Origin of the sequence: Paenibacillus sp. E222, assembly GCF_013401555.1 — a bacterium.
In the GTDB taxonomy this organism is placed as follows: domain Bacteria; phylum Bacillota; class Bacilli; order Paenibacillales; family Paenibacillaceae; genus Paenibacillus.
In genome coordinates, this window is sequence record NZ_CP058552.1 from 3,976,215 (window position 1) to 3,997,224 (window position 21,010).

The 21,010-nt window shown below is 46.2% G+C and carries 27 protein-coding genes; 20 read left to right on the plus strand and 7 right to left on the minus strand.

Going from position 1 to position 21,010, the window contains the following annotated elements:
- Positions 1-135 precede the first annotated feature (135 nt).
- Complete coding sequence (locus HW560_RS17950) at positions 136-1,152, plus strand: ABC transporter substrate-binding protein (protein ID WP_179264102.1); 1,017 nt, start codon at positions 136-138, stop codon at positions 1,150-1,152.
- Positions 1,153-1,463: 311 nt separating this feature from the next.
- On the opposite strand, the gene HW560_RS33895 is transcribed toward HW560_RS17950, so the two are convergent.
- Complete coding sequence (locus HW560_RS33895) at positions 1,464-1,661, minus strand: site-specific integrase (RefSeq protein ID WP_257031354.1); 198 nt, start codon at positions 1,659-1,661, stop codon at positions 1,464-1,466.
- A gap of 453 nt (positions 1,662-2,114) precedes the next feature.
- Entirely contained in the window at positions 2,115-2,270 is a 156-nt protein-coding gene (locus tag HW560_RS17960) for a Tn3 family transposase (protein ID WP_257031355.1), read from the minus strand.
- Between HW560_RS17960 and HW560_RS17965 the strand changes: the two genes are divergently transcribed.
- The 4 genes from HW560_RS17965 (at position 2,200) to HW560_RS17980 (ending at position 4,906) form a co-directional block, all read left to right on the plus strand.
- A complete protein-coding gene (locus HW560_RS17965) occupies positions 2,200-2,430 on the plus strand; it encodes a metal-sensing transcriptional repressor (protein WP_179264106.1) in 231 nt (76 codons plus the stop codon). The two genes, HW560_RS17960 and HW560_RS17965, sit on opposite strands and share 71 nt — an antisense overlap.
- Positions 2,431-2,701: 271 nt before the next feature.
- Positions 2,702-3,436 carry an SDR family NAD(P)-dependent oxidoreductase gene (locus HW560_RS17970; RefSeq protein WP_179264108.1) on the plus strand — a complete coding sequence of 245 codons (735 nt, stop codon included), beginning with the start codon at positions 2,702-2,704 and terminating at the stop codon, positions 3,434-3,436.
- A 73-nt stretch (positions 3,437-3,509) separates the two neighbouring features.
- Positions 3,510-4,109, plus strand: coding sequence for an NADPH-dependent F420 reductase (locus HW560_RS17975; RefSeq protein ID WP_179264110.1), 600 nt, complete (start codon positions 3,510-3,512; stop codon positions 4,107-4,109).
- 242 nt (positions 4,110-4,351) lie between these two features.
- Positions 4,352-4,906: a TetR/AcrR family transcriptional regulator gene (locus tag HW560_RS17980; RefSeq protein ID WP_218834968.1), complete on the plus strand. Its 555-nt coding sequence runs from the start codon at positions 4,352-4,354 to the stop codon at positions 4,904-4,906.
- Between the two features lie 185 nt (positions 4,907-5,091).
- On the opposite strand, the gene HW560_RS17985 is transcribed toward HW560_RS17980, so the two are convergent.
- On the minus strand, positions 5,092-5,364 hold the full coding sequence (locus HW560_RS17985) for a hypothetical protein (RefSeq protein ID WP_179264112.1): 273 nt from the start codon (positions 5,362-5,364) through the stop codon (positions 5,092-5,094).
- Positions 5,365-5,895: 531 nt separating this feature from the next.
- On the opposite strand from HW560_RS17985, the gene HW560_RS17990 reads away from it, so the two are divergent.
- The 10 genes from HW560_RS17990 (at position 5,896) to HW560_RS18035 (ending at position 14,154) form a co-directional block, all read left to right on the plus strand.
- The gene (locus HW560_RS17990) at positions 5,896-6,936 is read left to right on the plus strand and encodes an SPFH domain-containing protein (RefSeq protein ID WP_179264114.1); all 1,041 of its coding nucleotides are present in this window, start codon (positions 5,896-5,898) and stop codon (positions 6,934-6,936) included.
- Positions 6,933-8,036 (plus strand): diacylglycerol kinase catalytic domain-containing protein, encoded by a 1,104-nt coding sequence (locus HW560_RS17995; RefSeq protein WP_257031356.1) that lies wholly within the window; start codon positions 6,933-6,935, stop codon positions 8,034-8,036. The genes HW560_RS17990 and HW560_RS17995 overlap by 4 nt, the downstream gene beginning before the upstream one ends.
- 104 nt (positions 8,037-8,140) lie before the next feature.
- Positions 8,141-8,872 carry a ZIP family metal transporter gene (locus HW560_RS18000; RefSeq protein WP_090900344.1) on the plus strand — a complete coding sequence of 244 codons (732 nt, stop codon included), beginning with the start codon at positions 8,141-8,143 and terminating at the stop codon, positions 8,870-8,872.
- Between the two features lie 189 nt (positions 8,873-9,061).
- A complete protein-coding gene (locus HW560_RS18005) occupies positions 9,062-9,670 on the plus strand; it encodes a hypothetical protein (protein WP_179264116.1) in 609 nt (202 codons plus the stop codon).
- Between the two features lie 39 nt (positions 9,671-9,709).
- On the plus strand, positions 9,710-10,360 hold the full coding sequence (locus HW560_RS18010) for a hypothetical protein (protein WP_179264118.1): 651 nt from the start codon (positions 9,710-9,712) through the stop codon (positions 10,358-10,360).
- Positions 10,357-10,917: a hypothetical protein gene (locus tag HW560_RS18015; protein ID WP_257031357.1), complete on the plus strand. Its 561-nt coding sequence runs from the start codon at positions 10,357-10,359 to the stop codon at positions 10,915-10,917. Before HW560_RS18010 ends, HW560_RS18015 begins: the two co-directional genes overlap by 4 nt.
- Positions 10,918-10,994: 77 nt before the next feature.
- Positions 10,995-11,747 (plus strand): SMI1/KNR4 family protein, encoded by a 753-nt coding sequence (locus tag HW560_RS18020; RefSeq protein WP_179264120.1) that lies wholly within the window; start codon positions 10,995-10,997, stop codon positions 11,745-11,747.
- Positions 11,748-11,750: 3 nt separating this feature from the next.
- Complete coding sequence (locus HW560_RS18025; protein WP_179264122.1) at positions 11,751-13,052, plus strand: beta-propeller fold lactonase family protein; 1,302 nt, start codon at positions 11,751-11,753, stop codon at positions 13,050-13,052.
- A 44-nt stretch (positions 13,053-13,096) separates the two neighbouring features.
- Positions 13,097-13,525 carry a hypothetical protein gene (locus HW560_RS18030; protein ID WP_090902493.1) on the plus strand — a complete coding sequence of 143 codons (429 nt, stop codon included), beginning with the start codon at positions 13,097-13,099 and terminating at the stop codon, positions 13,523-13,525.
- A gap of 17 nt (positions 13,526-13,542) precedes the next feature.
- The gene (locus HW560_RS18035; RefSeq protein ID WP_257031358.1) at positions 13,543-14,154 is read left to right on the plus strand and encodes an SMI1/KNR4 family protein; all 612 of its coding nucleotides are present in this window, start codon (positions 13,543-13,545) and stop codon (positions 14,152-14,154) included.
- Positions 14,155-14,255: 101 nt separating this feature from the next.
- On the opposite strand, the gene HW560_RS18040 is transcribed toward HW560_RS18035, so the two are convergent.
- On the minus strand, positions 14,256-14,543 hold the full coding sequence (locus HW560_RS18040; RefSeq protein ID WP_179264124.1) for a hypothetical protein: 288 nt from the start codon (positions 14,541-14,543) through the stop codon (positions 14,256-14,258).
- Between the two features lie 25 nt (positions 14,544-14,568).
- Here HW560_RS18040 and HW560_RS18045 point away from each other — a divergent pair, with 25 nt between their 5' ends.
- The 3 genes from HW560_RS18045 to HW560_RS18055 all read left to right on the plus strand — a co-directional run bounded on the left by HW560_RS18045 (position 14,569) and on the right by HW560_RS18055 (position 16,141).
- Positions 14,569-15,084: a hypothetical protein gene (locus HW560_RS18045; RefSeq protein ID WP_179264126.1), complete on the plus strand. Its 516-nt coding sequence runs from the start codon at positions 14,569-14,571 to the stop codon at positions 15,082-15,084.
- On the plus strand, positions 15,068-15,232 hold the full coding sequence (locus HW560_RS18050; RefSeq protein WP_179264128.1) for a leucine-rich repeat domain-containing protein: 165 nt from the start codon (positions 15,068-15,070) through the stop codon (positions 15,230-15,232). The genes HW560_RS18045 and HW560_RS18050 overlap by 17 nt, the downstream gene beginning before the upstream one ends.
- A 204-nt stretch (positions 15,233-15,436) precedes the next feature.
- Positions 15,437-16,141, plus strand: a complete 705-nt coding sequence (locus tag HW560_RS18055; RefSeq protein WP_179264130.1) for a cupin domain-containing protein — start codon at positions 15,437-15,439, stop codon at positions 16,139-16,141.
- A gap of 144 nt (positions 16,142-16,285) precedes the next feature.
- Here the strand turns inward: HW560_RS18055 and HW560_RS18060 are convergent, their stop codons facing one another.
- Positions 16,286-17,332 carry an aromatic ring-hydroxylating oxygenase subunit alpha gene (locus tag HW560_RS18060; RefSeq protein WP_179264132.1) on the minus strand — a complete coding sequence of 349 codons (1,047 nt, stop codon included), beginning with the start codon at positions 17,330-17,332 and terminating at the stop codon, positions 16,286-16,288.
- A gap of 360 nt (positions 17,333-17,692) precedes the next feature.
- Between HW560_RS18060 and HW560_RS18065 the strand changes: the two genes are divergently transcribed.
- Both HW560_RS18065 and HW560_RS18070 read left to right on the plus strand, forming a co-directional pair.
- Positions 17,693-18,139 (plus strand): carboxymuconolactone decarboxylase family protein, encoded by a 447-nt coding sequence (locus HW560_RS18065; RefSeq protein WP_090900316.1) that lies wholly within the window; start codon positions 17,693-17,695, stop codon positions 18,137-18,139.
- 36 nt (positions 18,140-18,175) lie between these two features.
- Entirely contained in the window at positions 18,176-19,102 is a 927-nt protein-coding gene (locus tag HW560_RS18070; protein WP_179264134.1) for a sigma-70 family RNA polymerase sigma factor, read from the plus strand.
- An 86-nt stretch (positions 19,103-19,188) separates the two neighbouring features.
- Here HW560_RS18070 and HW560_RS18075 read toward each other — a convergent pair whose 3' ends face one another.
- Together HW560_RS18075 and HW560_RS18080 are read right to left on the minus strand one after the other, a co-directional pair.
- Positions 19,189-20,145: a hypothetical protein gene (locus HW560_RS18075; RefSeq protein WP_179264136.1), complete on the minus strand. Its 957-nt coding sequence runs from the start codon at positions 20,143-20,145 to the stop codon at positions 19,189-19,191.
- Positions 20,146-20,358: 213 nt separating this feature from the next.
- Entirely contained in the window at positions 20,359-20,985 is a 627-nt protein-coding gene (locus tag HW560_RS18080) for a spore coat protein (RefSeq protein ID WP_179265846.1), read from the minus strand.
- Positions 20,986-21,010 lie beyond the last annotated feature (25 nt).

Here is a 21,010-nt window from a genome sequence, read left to right on the forward strand (position 1 = left end):
TCGGGTCTTTCTGGCTCGATCCCTATGTTTATGGATTTGAAATGGTAGACAGTTAGTAATCAATTCTGCTATGATTCCAATGACAATGATAACCATTATCACAAAGAGTGTTGAATTATAGGGGGCATCATGTTTATGTTTAAATCCAAATCGATTCTTTCCATTTGCACATTATTCATTGTGTTTACGCTAGTTCTTGCGGGCTGCGGAAATGCAGGAAAGACAACGAATGAAACGAGGAACGGCTCAGGACAGACGACTGAGAATCAGGAATCCACTGGAACCGATACAGCTCAGAATGAATCAGCGGAAAGTGAAACACGCGAATATGAGACGGATAAAGGGACGGTTACTATTTCTGCACATCCGAAACGCATCGTGACCGATTACTACGGGGGCGAAATTCTGTCTGTAGGCGGTAATCTGATTGGTGTGGAGCCAAGTGCCTTTGATAATCCATTTATTAAGGACAAGCTCAAAGACACTTCAGATGTGGGTTATCCGGTGAACGTGGAGAAGACGCTGGAACTAGCGCCTGACTTAATCGTTGTGATGTATGATGATAACTACGAGGAACTTTCCAAAATTGCTCCAACCGTGCATATCCCATATGGTACAGCGACAGATATTTACAAGACCGTTGAGCTGTTTGGTGATTTGATCGGTCAACCGGAGCAGGCGAAGGCGTTCATTGCCGATTATGAGAAAAAGGCGGCAGACGGACGTGAGAAGCTGAAAGGCATCGTGGACGAAAATACGACCGTTGGATTATACGAGTTAACGGACAAAGGAGATCTGTGGATTTTTGGCGACAACGCAGGCCGGGGAGGACAAGTTGTATACAATGCTTTGAAGTTGAAAATGCCGAGCAAGGTAAGCAAAGACAATCAGACTGTACAGCTATCACTCGAAGTATTGCCTGAATACGCTACGGATTACATGTTCATGACGGTGTACGATCCTGAGAAAAAAGGCGAAGCGCTGAAGGAATTCAAACAGTCCAAAGTATGGAACGGTCTGGATGCGGTGAAGAATCACCGATTCTTCGAGAATGATTTTGACACATTCTATCGATATGATCCGATCGCCATTACAGCCCAGATTGATTTGTTTGTTGATCTGATCTTGAAGAGCGCTGAACAAAAAAAATAGGAGTACCAATGTTGATGACACCACCCGCAACGAGTGGATTAAATAGGAAATTTAATTGATTAATAGCCTCGTTAAATTCATTTTGTGCATCGGTAATCGCCAGCTTTGAATAAACTTCTAACGACTTTCTGCTTTCATGATCAGAATAAGGTTGAATCAGCGCGTCATCAATGCTCTGCTTTTTTAGCCAGGCTAATTGAAAGTGACGTAATTTATGTGGTGACAGGTTTTGAGATAATTTGGATTCCTATGAATATTTGGCCAATATCTTGCGGATTTACCTGTCCGTGTACTTTTTCTTCCATGAGGACTCAATCAAAAATGCTTTTTTCTTCTTTTTCATCGGATCTGCGTGCATGGGCAGTAGTTCTTTGGAAGTCTGAAAATGGAACAATGCGATCTTTGCTACCCTTTCCTTTGTTGATTCGAATCTGGCAGTAAAGAAAATCGATGTCTGCCAGCTTGATGCTGGTTAACTCACGGACACCTGCATACATAAGGGTTTTCACGATCATCATGTCCTGAAAATTTTTGTCCTTTCAAAATCACTTCATAGTATCCTTTAATTCTTCTTCTGTCAGCACGTAAGGTAGCTTCTTTGATGATTTTGGAATCTCAATTTCAAGCTTGCTTCTTAATTGCTGAAACAAACTCTTTAAGTAAGCATAGTCCGGGTTCAGCGCGAAGATATTTCGCCAGTTCCCGGGCTTTCTTTTTTGCGGAAACGTTTTTCAATCACACCAGTTCACCTTCCAATGGAATTCTATCCTTCATTTCCAATCGGAATGTGCCATTTCGTTATGAGGTTTTTGTCCCTCGCCCCAAATTTCTGCATTCGTACTTTGAAAATAGCGTTCACTACTTTGGAAATCGTGTTGCGAAGGTTATCCTTATGAATGAATTTGCGCCGGATGTAAAGGAGATCTTTATAGCTTTCACACACGATCACTGCCGCTAACAATCTATAAACCAGTATTTGTTCCCAAACCATAAAGAGATAAGAGCAACCGCTTTTGCAGGGTATCTCGATCTAATTCTCTCGATGGAATGGTCTTGAACAATTCTGTAAACGAAATACGTAAATTAGTTTCCTTCAATATATCCAACAAGCTTGTCATTGGCCAGCGGCGTGCCGCAGTGCAGAAAGCATTAGACAATGCGGCCAAACTTCTCCTCAAGGATCACTTGGAGAGTTGTGTTGTGGACGCTGTACACCACGGAAATCAAGAAAAGGTACTGTCCGATCTAAATAAAGCATTAGAAAATTACATTCGATAGGAAGTGGTTGCTTTGGCAAATGACTTAACGATAGATGACACCACTAACCGGATGGTGTCATCTACGCTGGTACTACCCCAAGTTGATGACTAAAATTTTTTCTGACGTCAGCTCGCATGGTTGTCTTGACAAACGGATCAGTGATCCATTATAATCGGATCACTGATCCATATACAGCATTTGGTGACTGGATCAGTAAAATCCATAAGGTACAGCAATCTGTGCAAATGGGCCAGAGAAGCTGTCCAACACAATGAAAGGGTGTAAATTCATGAGAAAGCTTGAAGGTAAGGTTGCAGTCATCACGGGGGGCGCTACCGGCATCGGCCTCGCCGCAGCAAAACGATTTATCGAGGAGGGCGCCTTCGTCTTCATCTTCGGCCGCAGGCAGGAAGCGCTCGACTCCGCTGTGGCAGAACTTGGGCCCAACGCCCGCGCGGTGAAGGGCTCGGTCTCCGATCTGGCCGACCTCGACCGACTCTACGCGGCGGTGAAGTCCGAGCGCGGAACTCTTGACATCGTCTTCGCCAATGCCGGGGCGGGAAGCCAGCTTCCGCTTGGCGAGATCACCGCTGAGCACATTGACGAAGTCTTCGATACCAATGTGAAGGGTTCTATCTTCACTGTCCAGAAGGCGCTGCCGCTGATGGGCCAGGGAGGTTCGATCATCCTAACGGGATCGAGCGCTGGAACCACGGGCGCCCCGGCAATGAGCGCCTACAGTGCGAGTAAGGCGGCAGTGCGCAACCTCGCGCGGACCTGGGCGGAGGACCTGAAGGGCACCGGCATTCGGGTAAACGTACTGTCGCCCGGAGCGACAGCAACCGAGCTCGCGAAGGAATCGCTAGGCGAGGAGGGCCAAAAAGTCTTCGCCTCGATGACTCCGCTCCAGCGCATGGCTGATCCGGCGGAGATTGGGGCGGTGGCCGCCTTTCTCGCATCATCGGACAGCAGCTTCATGACTGCCAGCGAGGTCGCCGTCGACGGCGGTCTAGCGCAAATCTGACACGCTCGCCTGACCGGACACTCCATTCGATATGCGGAGCCCGTAGGGCGTGTAAACCAAAGGAGAAGAATATATGAGTTACGCAATTATTGGATTCGGTAAGATCGGCCAGGCTCTTGCTAAGGCGTTTGCCCGAAGTGGCATTGAAGTATCCGTTGCAACCACTCGCGACCCGGAAAGCTTTGCATCCGCTGCGGCCGCGATCGGACCAGAGATCATTCCCAAAAAATTGGCAGACGCCGTCAAGGCGGACATCATCTTTCTAGCTGTCCGTTTCGAGTCGCACCCCGATGTCGCGAAGGCGCTCCCCAATTGGCAGGGGAAGACCATCGTCGATGTAACCAATGCCTACGGTGTGCCTCCTGAGGAACTGGGAGGACAGCCTTCTTCCAAGTTCATCGCGCAGGCCTTCACTGGTGGACGATTGGTCAAGGGCTTCAACCATTTGGGGGCTGCCGTCCTTGAGCAAGATCCGGCTGTTCATGGTGGCAGGAGAGTCGTGTTCCTGGCGAGCGACGATGACGGCGCAGCAGCGGAGATTGGTGTGCTTGCGGAAAATCTCGGTTTCGCGCCGATCAAACTTGGCGGGCTTTCGGAAGGCGGACTGCTTGTGCAGGCGCGCGGAAATAGCTGGGGTCAACTGATCTTTAAGGATTTGTTCAAGCTCGACTGATGGATCGTGATCGCAAATTCCGATGCAATCTTGCCTCGTGGACAAGGGGCAGCCACAGTTTGATTGAAGTGGGGGCGACGCCGGTAGACAGACGATTGCCGATCATCTGGCGGAGGAAGATTGAATTTGATATAATGATTTCGATGGAATGTCCCAAAAACAAATCTTTTTGTGGTTTTTACAGATCAAGTTATAACTAGGCGTATGCCGAGAAAAGTCGCGTATTTTGAGTGGGGTGAAACATGATGCGAGCCGACGCCAGAAAAAATTACAGTCATCTACTTGCAGTCGCGCGTGACGTCGTCGCCGAGCATGGTGTTGATGCGTCCATGCGAGATATCGCCCGCCGTGCCGACGTTGGGTTGGCCACATTGCTTCGTCATTTCCCGACGCGGGAAGCCTTGTTCGAAGCGTTGCTGCGTACGAATCTGGAGGCACTGACGCAGAAGGCAGGCGAACTGGAAACGTCGAAACCACCTGACGAAGCGCTCGTGTCCTGGGTTCGCGAACAGGTGGCTTTCGTCCAAAGCTATAGCGGCGTTGTCGCCTTGATGGCGAGCGCCCACGCGGACCCGGACTCCGCACTTTATGCTACATGCGTAGCGGTTCACTCAGCAGGCGAGAGACTATTGCTCCGAGCTCAGACCGAGGGAACGGCTCGCGCCGATATGAATGGGGACGACTTGTTCGCCCTGATATCGGCGCTCGGCTGGCTTGTCGGCCAACCTTCATTCACGCCACGGACCGATCATCTCTTCAATATTATCACGAGTGCCATCTATGCTACCGGAAAATAGCACCCTCCCTGGAGGCCTTAGAGTCTTTCATTGTCGAAATGAAAAGCAAATTCAAATCTGAATAATGTCCTGCAGTTGGGGGCATGCCTCTTTCAGATCGATGCATAAATAAAATCTCGCCAGTACTGGCGGGATTTTATTTTGCTAGGACGAAGCGCCATATTATTATTGCTGAAAATGAATCTTTACTTGCGTAATTTTCGGTTGCGTCTGCGATACTTTGTGTTTCGCTTTAAACTTCTTCTTGATTGCATGTTTAAATCGGGTGGACACAGAGGCAGCTGCGGCGGTTTCGGATCATTGTTATCGTCTTTAACAGCTTTTGCAAAGAGGATGAATTCCAGGCAACTGCAGGCGAATTCAACCGTTTCTTTCGCACCCTGGAAACCCTTGCACCAAGGAATACCCTTTCCCCATTCGACCACGTGATTCACCATTTCCATCCATTGTTGTTGCATTTGTATTCCTCCTCATTATGATTTTGTTACAATATTCTTTTGTCAAAATCTTTAAAGACTCCTAACAGAGATGCGAGAATTTTAAATTTTTTGATGAATATATCGTATCCTTCCTTATAAACACCTCCGATTCTGTATATTCCAGGATTCCATCGCTACTGTGTCTAACCATTCAGGTGCCTGTTTTTCCCGTTATCTAAATAAAGCGAAAAGTTCAAAGTTTACTCCAAAAATCTCAAAAAATATGAGTACCGCAAAAAATTAGGCAGAACTGGCCAACGTGTTACGCGGGGAGCTCGTAGGCTTGATCGAGTCATTTTATGCCTACCGAGCGAACCGGTTCGATTATATAGCTGCCTCTCGATTTATCCATAGAAAATGGACCTGCTTTAAGGCTTCGGCCTAAGGTAGGTCTTTTTTTGATGTAAAAAGCAAAAAAAAAGTTGTTAATGTCATATTGACAATATCAAATCCGTTTGTTATCATTTCGATAATATCATAATGACATTATTAAGAAATGGGGAATGAACGATGTTTGGATTCCGATTCGTGAAGTTTCAACCCAGTGAGTACGTAATGAAAGTGAAGAATGGGCAGGTACAGCGTCAAGGTGTAGGTTTATCCTTTTATTATTATGAGCCAACGACATCGGTGGTGGTTCTGCCTGTATCTTCGGTGGATGTTCCCTTTATGTTCGAAGAAATAACAGCCGATTATCAAACCGTGACAGTTCAGGGTCAACTGAGCTATCGTATCGTTGATTATATGAAAATCACCCAAAGCTTGAACTACACGTACAATTTGCGCAAAAACAGATATATTTCCGACGATCCTGGCAAGTTGGATCAACGTGTAATTACGATCGCCAAGGTGCTGACCAAAAAACATCTGGAGCAAATGCCGCTGAAGGAAGCCATTCAATCGAGTGAACGGCTGGCCAGCAGCATGAAACGGGAAGTGGTGCAGAGTGAGGAACTGGAGAAATTGGGCGTAGAACTGATGAGTTTGTCCATTCTGGCTATTTTGCCCAATAAAGAGACGATGCGTGCACTGGAAGCACAAGCGCGGGAAGAGATTTTGCGTCAAGCCGACGAAGCACTGTATGTACGTCGCAATGCATCCATTGAACAGGAGCGGAAAGTGAAGGAGAATGAGCTAAACACGGAAATTGCCGTGGAGACGAAGAAACAGCAGATTCGAGAAGCGCAATTACATGCCGAGCGTTCGGTGAAACAGAAACAAAATGAGATGGAACAGGAACAGCTCCAATTCAATACCGCGATGGAAGAACGGAAGCAACAGCTCATTGAATTAACGATTGCCAATCAGAATGCCGAAGCTGATGCCAAAGCCTATGAAATTGCTGCCGTGATGAACTCGTTACAACAGGTGGAACCTAGCGTGCTACAGGCAATGGCTAACATGGGTATGAACTCGGATAAACTGATTGCCCTTGCATTCCAGGAACTGGCTGAGAATGCCGGGAAAATTGGACAGCTTAACATTTCGCCGGATCTGCTGCAAGGATTGATGAATCCACCAACAAGAGAGCAGGGAGGTCGGGCACGATGAGACTTGGGAAGGCAAGCCAGACTGTAGCTGCACACACTGGGGGAGGAGAACCCATGACCGAATACAAGTTGATTCTGGTCAAACGCAGAACAAGGCTGGAAGAATTGGTGGTCCGCTATAATACGGTCCAACAAGCCCAATTCTACATTGAACGCTTGGGAGCAGACTTCAGTGATTACCTGGAGGAGGACAGACGTTATCATCATTCGGTGCAGCAGGCTCAGCAGCAGCTCAGCCAACTGGGGCGGGTTCAGACCATTGATCGGGAACATGTGCCCAATTTTATTTTTGGAGCACAGGACATTGTGGTAGTGATCGGACAGGACGGACTGGTTGCCAATACACTCAAGTATGTAACCGAGCAGCCGCTCATTGGTGTAAACCCTGATCCGATGCGTTGGGATGGGGTACTGCTGCCATTTACGGTGGAGGATCTGAGCTTTATTATTCCTGATGTTATTCGTAAACGCCGCTCCCTGAAAGAAGTGACTCTGGCCAAAGTGGAGCTGAATGACGGGCAGTATCTGTATGGCGTCAATGATCTGTTCATTGGCCGGAAGACGCATGTATCCGCTCGTTATGAAGTTCGTATGGGTTTAACGGTAGAACAACAATCCTCGAGCGGAGTGATAGTATCCACGGGAATGGGATCGACGGGCTGGTTCAAAAGTGTGCTGGCAGGTGCTGCTGGAGTCGTGGGCTCGGAAGCGTGGCAGCACATCCAATCGGGTGAAGCATTCATCCCCGATAGAGACAGCAGAAGCTCTCATTCAAACTCGAACCCTGGAGGGAAAGGTTATTCAGAAGCACCTATCGCTGCGACATCATCTGCACAGGGGAGTATGAGCGGCATGAATCACTTCGGCTGGGACGCGCCTTATCTGTATTATACAGTACGTGAACCTTTCCCCAGCCGGACGACAGCAGCCAATCTCGTGTTTGGACAGATTCATCCGAAACAGCCTTTACAGATTGTCTCCCAGATGCCGGAGGATGGCGTTATTTTCAGTGACGGGGTAGAACAGGACTTTCTCGAATTTAATTCCGGGGTAGAAGCTACTATAGGTATAGCGGAGAAGCGTGGGCGGCTGGTAGTCTGACCTTTATTTCCAAACCGTTTTTGGTCATGTCCCCTGTTTTTGTTCTCTATGCTCCGGTTAATGGAGTGATAGATCATATATGAACATGAGAGGGGTCATCCCGGATGTGGACTGCATTCATGTGGGGCGGCATCTCCGCCTCGGCTGTTGTCATTGGAGCACTTGCCGCGCTATTTCTGAAAATTCCGAAACGAGTTATTGGCTGGATTATGGCTTTTGGTACAGGGACCCTGATTGGTGCAGCCGCATTTGAATTGATTGGGGATGCGCTCAATGATGGGGGGATTGTGCCGACGGCGATTGGATTTACCTCAGGGGCCGTAGTGTACACGCTGTTCGATTTGCTCATTTCCAGTAAAGGAGGAGCCGGGCGCAAGCGTTCGGAAAACGCCGGTAACGGAGATTCCAGCCAGAGCGGACTTGGTATTTTTGCAGGGACGGTTATGGATGCCATTCCCGAATCGATCATGCTGGGGGCCAGTCTACTCGCCGGGAACGGTGTCAGTGTGGTGTTGGTTGTTTCTATCTTTGTCAGCAATATTCCTGAGGGCCTCTCCAGTACGGTTGGATTACAACGCAATAAATACACCCGCTCCAGAATTATCCTCATGTGGCTGGGTGTACTGATCATCTCTGCACTTGCAGCTTTGGGCGGATATTTGTTCCTGGAGCAGCTTCCTGATGAGATGGCCGCGGCTATTGGGGCATTTGCCGGAGGGGGCATTATTGCGATGATCTGTTCCACCATGATGCCGGAAGCGTTCGAAGAAGGTGGGCCGGTAGTAGGTTTTATCGCTTCGATGGGATTGCTTGTATCCCTTTTGCTTGACCTTTGATTCATTCAGTTATATGGGAGAGAAGAGTACCTTTCGGATGATGATCTGGAATAAGGTGCTCTTTTTTTACGCTGTGTTTTCTTGTGCTAAGCACTGGAGTTACATATAATTTTAGGTAGAACAACTGGCAAATGTTGAGTGATTGCTTTTAGCGATGGTTAATATGCAGGGGAAAGGCGGGGATTAAAAATGAAACGTTTCGAGGATGAAGGCGCTTATAAATACAGCTTCTACGCTGTTCTTCGCCGGGGAGAGCAGGTCGATGTGAAATGTAAATCATGCGGCGGGCATGCCTTTATTGTCATAGAAGAAGATCATTTGGCATGGAAATGTTTGCAGTGTTACGCTCATGGAATTCAAGGGACGGAATACGATTACATGGCCAAGAACAATTGCGTCCGATGTGAGCGCTGGTTCAATGTTGAAGTGACGGATGAGAAAAAGATAACTCACAAAGCGTCACATATCGAATGCCCGCACTGCGGGACTATTAATCATGTCGAATTACATAAAAAGCGAGCATACCAAGAGTGTTATCCCGATATTCAGGATGGGTGCGATCCTGTGTTTAATATGGAATTGTATTTTCTAGACTATATCAGAGGTAAGGTGCTGTGGGCTGTTAATCGGGAGCATTTAAACTATCTGATCTCATATATTTCGGCTGATTTGCGCGTGAAACCTGGAAATGTACCTTTGAAGACGGCTTCACATTCCATCCCAGCTTATATCAAGAACGCCAAGAACAGGGAGCTAGTTGTCCGCATGTTGACCAAACTTCAGCATAAGACTGGATAAACGGGGATATGGCGAGGCGTAACGTTAAGGAGGACAAACATGAAATTCCGTTTAAAGATTACGATATTTGCAGTGATCATAGGCATATTACTCATTCCAACTTATTTCATTTTACAGACGTATGGTGTGTTTCAAAAAGAGAAGGTACTCTCTGATTATGCTCTGGCTGTCGACGTGAATGGCAAATCCTATGAAGCCTGGCCGCTCATCAACAGTTTTGCGGCCATGGATAAGGAGGAAGACAACAGGCAGTTGTATTACCGTGTAGATATGAATCATATTCAATATCTTTTTCACATCGCGTATCAGGAGTTTGATGTTAAACCGAGTGAAGAGAATCCCTATCTGGCGGGTAAAGTGAGCTATCACTCCACAGAAAATGAATATGTAAAATCCGAAAAGCAATATACCAATGCCAACGATTTTACAACGGCGTTGAATTTTTATAATAAGGACAAAGAGGTGATTTATACTTATCAAAATACTGGAAAAGGGGATGGAAAGCTGGTCCAATCCATTATTCATCAGGGGATGAGTCGTTCTAGCAATGGAGGCAGCGAAGCTGCTCGTGATCCTTATATCAACGTTACGGCTTTGTTCCGTGATAAGTTAGGCATCGATGTGAAGCTGGATGTGGATGAAGAACATAAAGTTGTAACCATTCGAATGAATAAAGCGGAGGCGAGATGATGAATTTATTTGGTGTACATAAAGGACCTACCTATTTGGAAGGTTTGGTTCGGGAGATTTCGGATGTTCAGACTCATGAAGTCGAATGGAAAGGCAAATTGCAAACGAGCGATGGACATGACAAGTTCCATATTTTTTATTATGGTGACTTAACCGATGATGATCTGATAACCTGGCATGATTCGACACCACTCATTGTATATGCAGAGCATACCTTAACAGGGGAACGTTACTTACTCATCGATTCAGCCAAACACGGTTATGATGCCATGCTGTGTGAGACATATCCAGAGGAAGACCTGAATAACAGGCCGCTACGTCCCTATCTGGACGTCGAAGGGGAAGACATATTTGAAGTACAGCTATCTGCCTTTTACAACGTACCGTGGGATGATGAGTTCGGGGAAGATGTGGATGAAGACGGAACCTACGAATTAGTTACGGGAGAGCGCAAGGATTTTGAGCAGGTGAAACGTGACGGATATGATGCATTTGCCATTAGCATTGTAAACCGCAAGGGTGTACTAACCGAAATTGTGCAGGAAGAATTGGCCTAGCCTTAACCTGGCTGAATTGCTAATCGATTGAATGAACTGTCTTGATTGAACGAAACGATCGTAGGGAGATGTCGTGAATGTATATAGTAACTCGTGCGTTGAAGCCCGTACCGGCTAAGGAACTGGATCATTTTGAAGAACAGTATTCCATCTCGTTACCTGCGTCATATCGCCAATGGCTGGAACAATACGGGGAAGGCACGTATACGGGCTGGATGAATGTGCAGCGGCCGGATCAGGAGGTACTGAAACCTTTTGCTGAATATGATTTTTGGATGCACACGGACGACACACCGGTTACTCAGAATCAGCTTCAGGAGTGCATCAGTATCGGCAGTTCGGTGGATGGTGATTTCCTGGCGATTCATCCAGAGGTGAAGGGATTGTTATGGTTCCCGCGTCATGATGAGCATATTATCCTGTGGACGTGCTCAGAAGCTGACTTTGGAGAGACACTGGACCGGATCTATTGCGGATATTACCATCAGGATAAACCGCTGACCCCGGCGTATTTTGAACCGTGGAACGAGCTGCGAAACCATACGTTCTACCACTTGGTTAACGTTGAACGTGGAGGCTCCATGAAAGAACTGGCCGATTTGTGTAAGAGCAGATTCAAATGGGATGCAGTGATGGAAAATGAGTACACATGTAAACTTTTTATGGTCTCCATGGGTGGATATGTACGTTTTAATTATGCGAACGGCAGGGAAATTGCGCTTTTCTATGAAGAGATGCACGGGACGGAAGGTGCGAGGGATCACGATCTGGATCAATTTTTGCTGGCACATCATTGTACAGTCATCAATAGAGGCGGAGTGGAGGAATAACATTTGCGTTGGTTGAAAGAAAATATTGCAGAAACATGGCGTAATGAAGGCAAAAGATACGCAAAAGATGTCAATGCATTTGTACGCAGAGGCATGGCAGGAGAGCAAGTAGATGAATCGGAGCTGGAGGCGGATGGAAGAACCTCGATCAGTACTGAAGTGTGGAATATGGTGAAGCAAGCCAATCTTCAAGGGGATGTGGAACGGCTTCGACTTGAACTGCCTGCTGCAACCTGGCCAATGAACGAACATTTTCAATCTGCCATGCAGGCGGTACGGGTGATTGGTTATCTGGATGCGGAAACAATGGTCTTCACAACCGGCACCTTCACGGAGAATGGCTGTGTATATACGGCTGATCAAGATGGATGGCTGCCTTTCTCTCAGTATACCTTCGCAGGCTGTTCGCCAAATGGTGAAGACTATGCGCTGGCCGGATCGGACGGTATTCATATCATCAGACAACCAGATCGCCATCTGGAAGGACAAGAGCTTGCGGTGTATCGCTGGGAAGATATCCAATCCAGTATTCAGAAGGCTCTGCCGCGCATCGAATCCCTTGCTGACAGCGAGCATCCGGAACGCACACTTGAAGGACTTATTCCTTTTAATGATGGAAAATCCGTTCTTATCTTCTCCAATTATGGAATCTACATGGTAGACCAAGATCAGGTATCCCTGCTTCACCCGGATCCGGCAGAGATCGAAGAATATGAGTTGGAAGATACGCAGATTGATATGGGTCATGCAGCAGTCTCACGGGACGGTCGCTGGATTGCCTACGGCAGCCAGGTCAGTAACCATATGGTACTGGATCGCAAACAAAATAAGACGTATTCCCTTTATCCTGAATCCAGCTATCCTCATTATGCGGTATTCACTGCTGACAGCTCAGAGGTATGGTTTAATGCCTGTCACTTTTATAACGGTGCTACAATACAAGTTCAGCTGGAAACGATCGATGGTAATGAAAATAAAGAAGATTGGCCTGTAATGGATGAGAACGCCCGTGTATACGCTGCAGTGGAATTGGATGCAGGCATGGTGCTTGGTGACGCATATGGATATTTATACTGTGTGAATGGTGACGGGCAGGAAGTGTGGAGACATTTTGTAGGCAGCACCATCTATTCCTTGGCAAGCTCTCCTGACCAGTCCAAACTTGCTGTCGGTACGTTCGGAGGCATGCTGCATATTCTTGATCTGCACTCGGATCAGATGGATGAGTATGGCATAGGCACAGGCACCCTCCGTGAAATTGAGCGCTATGTGTTATGGCGTGGAGAAGAACCTTTACGTTGGTGAACACCAATGATTGTAGATCAAGATTGGATAAAGTAGGGATTGAAATGAAGCGTGAAGAAGCAGTGATTTTGTTGAAATGTCATGCCTTTACTTACGATGATCTGAATCATTCGAAGATGGAAACCGGTTTTCTTGGTAGCTTGCGCCCCTTTCGCGGTAACCTGAATGAAGAAAATTTTCATGAACTCATGGAAATCCTGCATGTCTTGGCTCCTGAACTAAAACAACCTACGTTGGATCGTGAAGTTATGGCTTCACTATGGGGAATCACCCACCTAGGACGTGCTTGGGCTGTCGAACCTGAAGGCATGTTGCAGAGTAACAACTTGATCACAGATGATCAAGTTGCGTTGATGGAACGTTGGCTGGATCTGTTTTCCTACGCTGTTATGGTCCTGATCGAAGGCGGAGGGGAAGAAGAGGCATTCTGGGGATATCAGGAATATGTACGGGAACGGGTAGAGAAGAGTTGAAAAGGGAGGGATCCATCATGACATCTGAAATGAATGCAAAATGGAATGAATTGTTCGATACGCTGAATGAGCTTTTGAACGAAAAAATCCAAGATGATGAAATTCGGCAGTTATACGACGAATACCAGCATCAGGAGGGTGCTTCTGAGCAAAGTCTAACCGCATTTGAAACGGAGTATGGCGTCCGGCTGCCGGAGGATTTCCGTGCCTTCTATAAGCGTAAGGACGGGAGTGGTTATGCATTTCATATCTTGTATCCGGGTGATGCGGAGGCAGAGGAATGTACTCCGTTTTATCTGATGTCGTTGAAGGAAATTCGGGAAACCAAACAATACTTCTGTGAAGTAGATGAGAAGTTGGATGAGTACTATTCTGCGGAAGAGATCAGCAAACTGGACCCGGAGATTAAGCCTTACTTATTCCATAAAGCGTGGATTCCTTTTGCAACGATGGCGGGAGGCTCCCTGTATTTGATGCTAGATTTTGATCCGACAGAGAAAGGAACCCACGGGCAAGTGATTATGTATGTGCATGATCCGGACTTTGTTTATTATGTGTCGGAGACGTTTATAGATCTGTTGGAGATGTCCAATCGTAATCTGAAGATCATGGATGAGATTGAATATTGAGCAGGCAGAGAGCCGTTCAAATGAAGGGAATCATGAAGTGTAACAAAAAGTTAACAAGGACAGGAGCTGCCGGTGGCAGCTCCTGTATTGCCCTTTTACGATTAGAAACGATGGCCGTGGAAACCTCCGCCAGGTCCACCAGGTCCACCAGGTCCTCCGCCATGTGGTCCGCCCGGATAGCCGCCTCCAGGAAATGGGCCGTGCGGACCTCCCGGGTAACCGCCATGCCATCCTGGGCCTCCGATATGTCCGATGGGAAAGGGCAGTGGAAACGGTACGATGGGTGGATAGGGATAAGGGTAGGGGTAGGGGTAGGGCGGCGGTGGATAATAAGGGTAAGGATAACCCGCAGTTGGCGGGATAGGAACTGAACCAGGTCCGTATGCCATGTTGCATGCCTCCAGTGTTTAATTGATGATATTAGCCTATGCAGCGATGCAATGGAGTGACACAGAGGGGTTAATAGAACGTGGTATGGGTGAAGGGGGATATGATGTGGTTGCTGTATCGTTTCATACTGATCCAAGAGGCGCTGCCTATGAACATTTAATTGACGAGTTGATTGAGAAAACAGATCGTTTTTTGCTGGTGGACAGAGGAAGATACGATGACCACGAAATACCAGGGGTTTCAAGAGTATTGCAGAGACTGAAGCCTTACCTTATTGAAAGCTGTACGATGGAAGAAATGATAATGCAAAGTGGAGCCATGTATTCAGAGGGGATCTATTACATATATCGCTGTACACCGAAATCAGGGCAGATCCTTAAGGAAGAAGCAAATCGTTTTCATGACTGGTTGTACCCATCACTGCCGGATGATCTTTGTTTTTTGAAAGAGGATGGGAGCGATTTTTTCTCTAGTGTTGCTCATGAGAACATATATGGAATGGGGATTACACAAGAAGAAGCTAGTGAGTTTAAACATTAGTTATTCTGGCATACGCGAGCTTCCTCCTGAGCTGGAGAAGCTGGAGAATCTGCGTTATCTGGGTGTGACGAACAGCTTAATTGAAGAGACTCCTGAATTTGTGTCGCGGATGACTTGGTTGCAGCATGTGGACTTGTCCTGTACATGAGTAGGCGTCAGTTCGGAAGAGATTTTGGCGAAAAAAGATGATGAATAACAACAACAAACCAATCCTGACGAGGCTTCCTGTGTCAGGATTGGTTTGTTCTGTAAATGTATCTTCCTCAGAAATGGGCTCACGCATAGTAGCCCAGAGCATAAGCTGGCGTATAGGTTATCACCTAAACCGAGAGCGAAGGGCAGGCGTTTTATTTTGGCAACTTCCTATATGGACTATACCTTACCAACCACCCAATTTACATTTGACGTGAACCAGAATCCTTTCTTCAAAAAAGACGGAAATAACTATATTAACTTTCTCTCCATTCATCAATTAAACACATTGGGAAACGTATCCTTGCTGGATATTTTTCTTAGCACAGGCAATGTGGTTGAACCTCATATTCATCAGAATGCAACCGAGCTGGTGTATTGCATCAGTGGTTCCGCCGTCGTTTCCCTCATCAATCCGTTTACCAATGAGTTGTTAAACTTTACGATTACTCCGGGTCAAGTAGCGAATGTTCCACAAGGTTGGTGGCACTATGAAATTGCAACGGTAGATCAGACCCACCTGCTCGCTATCTTCGATGCGCCGGTTCCTGAAGCTATATTTGGTTCGGATATTTTACGACTGACACCTGCCAGTATTCTGGCCCATACGTATTGTTTGGATGAGAATAAGGTAAAGGATACACTTGCTCCCATTCAAAAAACGGTAATTGTTGGGCCGCCAGTGGACTGTGTAACTCAAGTTTCTCCGGCAACAAACATTCCTGACTCGAATAGCCATCCCAACGTTCAGCCTTATGTGAATCGACTTCCATATTGGGGAACCTGGGTTGATCCCCGTATTATCCACGAACCCGGTTGTCCGTATTATACCGAACCTCCTATGAGCACGGATAATCAAGGGTAAGTGACTGATATAAGGCGTTTAAGTGGGGTTCATCCCAGTACATTGTCACAAGTGAAAGTATAGAAATTATACAAAAAAAGAAGCGTCCGAGTTCGGAGGAACGCTTCTTTTTTTGTCCATTTGTTTTCCATAGTTGTTTTCCATTTATGATGTATAGTTTCTTCCCAATCCAAGCTCCGTCAATAACTGACGATAAGCGATCGAGGTACGGTCTGCGGGAATATGCGCTTCAGCATGCAGATCCAGTGGTAAATCCTCTGGCTTTTGGGATTCCACCATTTCTCGATCTTCCTCAAATACTTGCAAATTAAACTTGATTGTATCTTCAATTGGAGCATCCTTGTCAAAGTTACGGGTAATCGGACAGAACAATCGCGTAAAACGTGCGGAGATGGGAGAGGCACAGTTGAGAATGTTTAGCTTGTCGTTCTCTGGGAAGTGAACGGTAAGTGATGCGGCGAATGGTGGAAATACGCGGAATTCACGCAGCCACTGAAAACCCTCGGGTGCCACGTTGTCCTGCCCTTTGCCATAGTTGCTGACAGAACTCCAGTATTCGGCAAGCAGTTCATTGCCTTCTCGTTTTACTTTGTACTGGGGTACTTCCGTGTTGTTCCGGTCCCCGAACGTCTCGGTATGCACGTAGGCAAAATGGGATACATCCAGAAATCCTTCCATTTGACGTCCGGCAGAACCTGCGATATCAAAGTTAGGAGGAAGGATATTCATATAATCCGGATCATCCCATCCCGGGAATGCAGGAATCTGCTCGTCGGTACCTGCGAGTGAAGTCCAGATCAAGCCATAACGTTCAACCGCAGGATATACGATAAGTTTCAGTTTGGGAGAGATTTTGGAGCTCGGGTGTGCAGGTACGGCGGTGCATTTACCCTCACAGTTGTAACGGAAACCATGATATGGGCAGACAATTTCCCCATTTTCTACCCAACCTTTACTGAGCGGAGCACCACGGTGAAAACAAAGATCCTTGGCAACGACAACTTTGTCATTGCTGCGATACAGGACCAAGCGGACATCAAGCAATTGAGCGGAAAGTGGTTTATCTGTCACTTCGCCTGCCTGGGCAACTGGATACCAATATTGAGATAGTACATGCCAGTCTTCAGGGGAGAACGTGCAGCCGCGAGGCAGTTCGGATGTAAGTGGAGGATTGGAATTGGAAGTTATCATGGAAGTCACTCCTTGCTAGGATAATGAATCGTTCATTTTTTATGTCAGGAAAGTTTACTTTGTAGCTGTATGTTACTACTCTTTTGTTTCGTGTATCAATATGTATCCTGATTATTTGTTCAAAATCACAAACAAAACATCAAACAGCTAACATAAATACGGAAAAATCTTGTTTATACATAACGCATTACGTGAACTATATTCATACCTAGCAAGGTCCATTCAGGTTACTCATCTTAACTTTGCCGAGTTAAATTCTGTGCCCAAAATATGCTGAAGAAATTTTTTTATAGAAAAGTGTCACAGATGTGAGCCTTGATTTGTCTTCAGGTTGTAGACCAAAATACGGAGGCGAATGCAATGAGTTTAAGAGTGAATTATAGAAGGGCTAACCCGGGTGCTTTCAAAGCAATGATGGCATTGGAGCAGCACATTTCGGGTCAGTTTAAAGACAAGCCATTATATGAGCTGCTGAAAATCCGTGTCTCGCAAATCAATGGCTGTGCGTTCTGTCTCGATATGCATGCCAAAGATCTGTTGAAGCTTGGAGATTATGCCGATCACATTTTGCTGCTGAGTGTGTGGCGCGAGGTGCCTTTGTTTACGGAAAAAGAACGTGTTATGCTGGAGCTGGCTGAAGCAGTAACACTTATTTCGGAGCAAGGCGTACCACTTGAATTGTATGAAAAAGTTAGAGAGCATTTCAGTGAGGCCGAACTGGTGGATCTGATCATGGCGATTAATACCATTAATAGCTGGAACCGGATTGCCATTACAACAGGGATGTACCCTGGCTGCTTTGAATAAGTAAACTTTCGACCATCTGCCAGAGGAGGCCATCTCATGCAATTCAATTCCCTCACCAATGAGCCAGAAGTGTCTTCTCTGGAAGTTGGTGAATTGTATATTCGTTACAAAGCCTACGCCTTTTCCATTGCTTATCGCATGCTTGGCAGTGTTGTGGAGGCTGAAGATATGGTGCAGGATTGTTTTACGGAACTTCAGAGCAAGTCTCTTGATGATATCCGTAATGCCAAGTCCTATATTGCTAAACTAATCGTAAACCGAAGTCTGAACCTATTAAATTCTGCCCGTAATCAAAGGGAAAGCTATGTTGGAGAATGGCTTCCCGAGCCAATGAGTGACAGTGAAATGGGTAACATCCCGGAAGAAACTGTGCAGCAGAAGGAGATGATTTCCTACGCTTATCTGGTTATGCTGGAACAGCTTTCCCCGATGGAGCGAGCCGTTTTGGTGCTTCGTGAGGCATTCCAGTATGATTATACGGAAATAGCGGAGTGGCTGGGCAAATCAGAAAGCAACTGCCGTCAGATCTTTAGCCGGGCGAGACGTAAGCTTCCCGACAGACCTTTGCCGATGGAACAGAGTTCTGCGAATTATGCTGCAAAGGAGCAATTGCTGGCTCGTTTTACAACCGCTTTTCTAAATTATGATGTCTCCGAGATGCTCGAGCTTCTTGCTGAACAACCCGTATTTACGGCAGATGGCGGTGGACGTGTGCATACGGTTATGAAAACGATGAGAGTTCGTAAGGGCGTACTTGCCTTGTTGACCTCTCGCCGGGTGCTTACCCGATTGCGAGAACGAGAGTGGGTGCCCACATTTATTAACGGAGAGCAACACCTTGCGTTACTGGAAAACGGACAGTTGTCCGAAGTGCTGTGTTTGGAGCTGGACTCTCTTGGAGAGCGAATAAAGGGGTTCTATCTTGTTGTGAATCCAGACAAACTTACATCGGTATCGAGATAATACTTTTTTGGAATGGAATTAGTAGGGCTCAAGGCTTGCTAAAGCGGCACATCCTGTAAAGAGGAGTGCCGCTTCTTTTTTATTTATTAATCATTGGCAAACAGGCTTTCAACATGGTCAGTGATTTCTTTGATTTCTGGGGTAAGTTCGTCGTTACTCTTATCGAGAAGATGCAAAATCTTATCCACTGTATCCAGAAGTACACTCTTCGTGTTAGGCTCCCTATTTGCCACAGCCTTCTCGTATGCTTTTTTCACTTCTGGATCGATAGTACGAATTTCTTCTTCCGTGTACCAGTTATAGGCGGGAGAGTTATCACTTCCATAAAACAGGTAATCAACATACAGCGAATTCTTAACTGCTGACGTACGATTAGAGCTTGGGAAGTTGTTCAGGAAAGCCTCCTTCTCTAGAGTACGCCGGATGAGTTCATCCCAGGTTATGATAAAGGCCGCATCGGAAGTTGTGGGCTGGTTGGATTCCGCAGCCATAATATCAATGTAAGCAAAAATGTCAGGTTTCACGTAGGGCTGAAACTTTTTGTACATCTCATAATTGATGATGGGATAGTATAGACCTTCACTGGTTTCCAGTTTGAATCCCAGATCGGAAGCTTCCTGCAAGAGCTTGCGAACCGTCGGATCTTTAATCACTTTGAGCAGACTGCTATATGTAAGCTTTTGTTCATAACCTATGCTGGAATGGGCTTCATAGAGAACACTTTGAAACAGTTCCGTATACATTTTTTGATCCAAGTCAGCCAGTCTGATCTTTTGCAAATTCTCCAGTTGAAGGGTCATCAAGGTAGCCTGCCAAGGGCCGACTTCATCGATATGATTCAATAGATATTTACGTGCCTGATCCAGGCTGGGTGTGGATTTCACTGCATTTTTTGAAAATATTTGAAATTGTTGATATACCGTTTTGGAAGCTGGGTCAGGTGCAGCCAATGTAGTTTGAGATGTTGTCAGAGTTGCACAGATGGCTGTAAAGCTTAATGTGATGGCCAGAAAACCAAGTTTAATCGATGGATTCAATCGCATCCAAAAACCTCCCATGTTACATGATGAGTAGTGTGACCACATTCTGATTAAACCAGTTTCTGGTAATTGAATCAAGGTAGAATTCCTTAAAAATAAAATGTGTTACCCAAGGTAGCTGCAACATTGGATGATTCTGGAAACAACAAAGAACAGCATCTTTCAACCTTGAGTGGGTTGAAGATACTGTTCTTTGTTGTTCAAACTCATTTTATATTAATGAAGGGGCGGTTTATTATGGGTTGGCATCTGAGGTGCACCATTTGCTGGAACGTATGCCTGAAGCATCTGCGTGGTATCATTTGCATTTAGCTGAGGCACTTGATAATAAGCGTTTTGATTTTGATACATGAAAATTTCGTAGGCCATCTCGATAAACTGTTGAACCTGCGAAGCGATGACTCGGCGCACGGCTCCATTCGTAATTTCAGGAGCAGACATAGCCAGCAAGGAGGCGTGAGACTTAATCAGTCCCAGCATATGACCGCTGATGCCTGCATCTTTCACATCCGAAAGGGATTGGTTTGGCTTTTTTGGAGCGGACGGCTTCAGGCCATATACAGGAGGTACGATGTTTGGAATCATGTAGGTTGCAGTCTCTTGCTGCGGTTTGTGTCCAGTCGAGAAACATTCTGCAGTCAAATTGTATTGGGACAACATGAAGTTGTATTGACGATCAAGGATATCCAACAGTTCGTTGTCTTGTACAAACGTCCTGAAGATCATGTATTGATCCAACACGTTGATGGCTCCTGACAGAATTTCATGCATATCGAACATTTCATGTCCGCCATGGTTCATCTGAGGTGTGAAGCCAGGATTTGCATTAGTTGCAGGTTGCATTCGGTTTGGAGGCTGTATTGAATTT

What these genes read in the sequence shown, in the direction of transcription:
- HW560_RS17950 (WP_179264102.1), top strand. Translation starts at nt 136, where the DNA reads ATGTTTAAATCCAAATCGATTCTTTCCATTTGCACATTATTCATTGTG.
- HW560_RS17965 (WP_179264106.1), top strand. Translation starts at nt 2,200, where the DNA reads ATGGTCTTGAACAATTCTGTAAACGAAATACGTAAATTAGTTTCCTTC.
- HW560_RS17960 (WP_257031355.1), bottom strand. Translation starts at nt 2,270, where the DNA reads ATGACAAGCTTGTTGGATATATTGAAGGAAACTAATTTACGTATTTCG.
- HW560_RS17970 (WP_179264108.1), top strand. Translation starts at nt 2,702, where the DNA reads ATGAGAAAGCTTGAAGGTAAGGTTGCAGTCATCACGGGGGGCGCTACC.
- HW560_RS17975 (WP_179264110.1), top strand. Translation starts at nt 3,510, where the DNA reads ATGAGTTACGCAATTATTGGATTCGGTAAGATCGGCCAGGCTCTTGCT.
- HW560_RS17980 (WP_218834968.1), top strand. Translation starts at nt 4,352, where the DNA reads ATGATGCGAGCCGACGCCAGAAAAAATTACAGTCATCTACTTGCAGTC.
- HW560_RS17985 (WP_179264112.1), bottom strand. Translation starts at nt 5,364, where the DNA reads ATGCAACAACAATGGATGGAAATGGTGAATCACGTGGTCGAATGGGGA.
- HW560_RS17990 (WP_179264114.1), top strand. Translation starts at nt 5,896, where the DNA reads ATGTTTGGATTCCGATTCGTGAAGTTTCAACCCAGTGAGTACGTAATG.
- HW560_RS17995 (WP_257031356.1), top strand. Translation starts at nt 6,933, where the DNA reads ATGAGACTTGGGAAGGCAAGCCAGACTGTAGCTGCACACACTGGGGGA.
- HW560_RS18000 (WP_090900344.1), top strand. Translation starts at nt 8,141, where the DNA reads ATGTGGACTGCATTCATGTGGGGCGGCATCTCCGCCTCGGCTGTTGTC.
- HW560_RS18005 (WP_179264116.1), top strand. Translation starts at nt 9,062, where the DNA reads ATGAAACGTTTCGAGGATGAAGGCGCTTATAAATACAGCTTCTACGCT.
- HW560_RS18010 (WP_179264118.1), top strand. Translation starts at nt 9,710, where the DNA reads ATGAAATTCCGTTTAAAGATTACGATATTTGCAGTGATCATAGGCATA.
- HW560_RS18015 (WP_257031357.1), top strand. Translation starts at nt 10,357, where the DNA reads ATGATGAATTTATTTGGTGTACATAAAGGACCTACCTATTTGGAAGGT.
- HW560_RS18020 (WP_179264120.1), top strand. Translation starts at nt 10,995, where the DNA reads ATGTATATAGTAACTCGTGCGTTGAAGCCCGTACCGGCTAAGGAACTG.
- HW560_RS18030 (WP_090902493.1), top strand. Translation starts at nt 13,097, where the DNA reads ATGAAGCGTGAAGAAGCAGTGATTTTGTTGAAATGTCATGCCTTTACT.
- HW560_RS18035 (WP_257031358.1), top strand. Translation starts at nt 13,543, where the DNA reads ATGACATCTGAAATGAATGCAAAATGGAATGAATTGTTCGATACGCTG.
- HW560_RS18040 (WP_179264124.1), bottom strand. Translation starts at nt 14,543, where the DNA reads ATGGCATACGGACCTGGTTCAGTTCCTATCCCGCCAACTGCGGGTTAT.
- HW560_RS18045 (WP_179264126.1), top strand. Translation starts at nt 14,569, where the DNA reads ATGATATTAGCCTATGCAGCGATGCAATGGAGTGACACAGAGGGGTTA.
- HW560_RS18060 (WP_179264132.1), bottom strand. Translation starts at nt 17,332, where the DNA reads ATGATAACTTCCAATTCCAATCCTCCACTTACATCCGAACTGCCTCGC.
- HW560_RS18065 (WP_090900316.1), top strand. Translation starts at nt 17,693, where the DNA reads ATGAGTTTAAGAGTGAATTATAGAAGGGCTAACCCGGGTGCTTTCAAA.
- HW560_RS18070 (WP_179264134.1), top strand. Translation starts at nt 18,176, where the DNA reads ATGCAATTCAATTCCCTCACCAATGAGCCAGAAGTGTCTTCTCTGGAA.
- HW560_RS18075 (WP_179264136.1), bottom strand. Translation starts at nt 20,145, where the DNA reads ATGCGATTGAATCCATCGATTAAACTTGGTTTTCTGGCCATCACATTA.
- HW560_RS18080 (WP_179265846.1), bottom strand. Translation starts at nt 20,985, where the DNA reads ATGCAACCTGCAACTAATGCAAATCCTGGCTTCACACCTCAGATGAAC.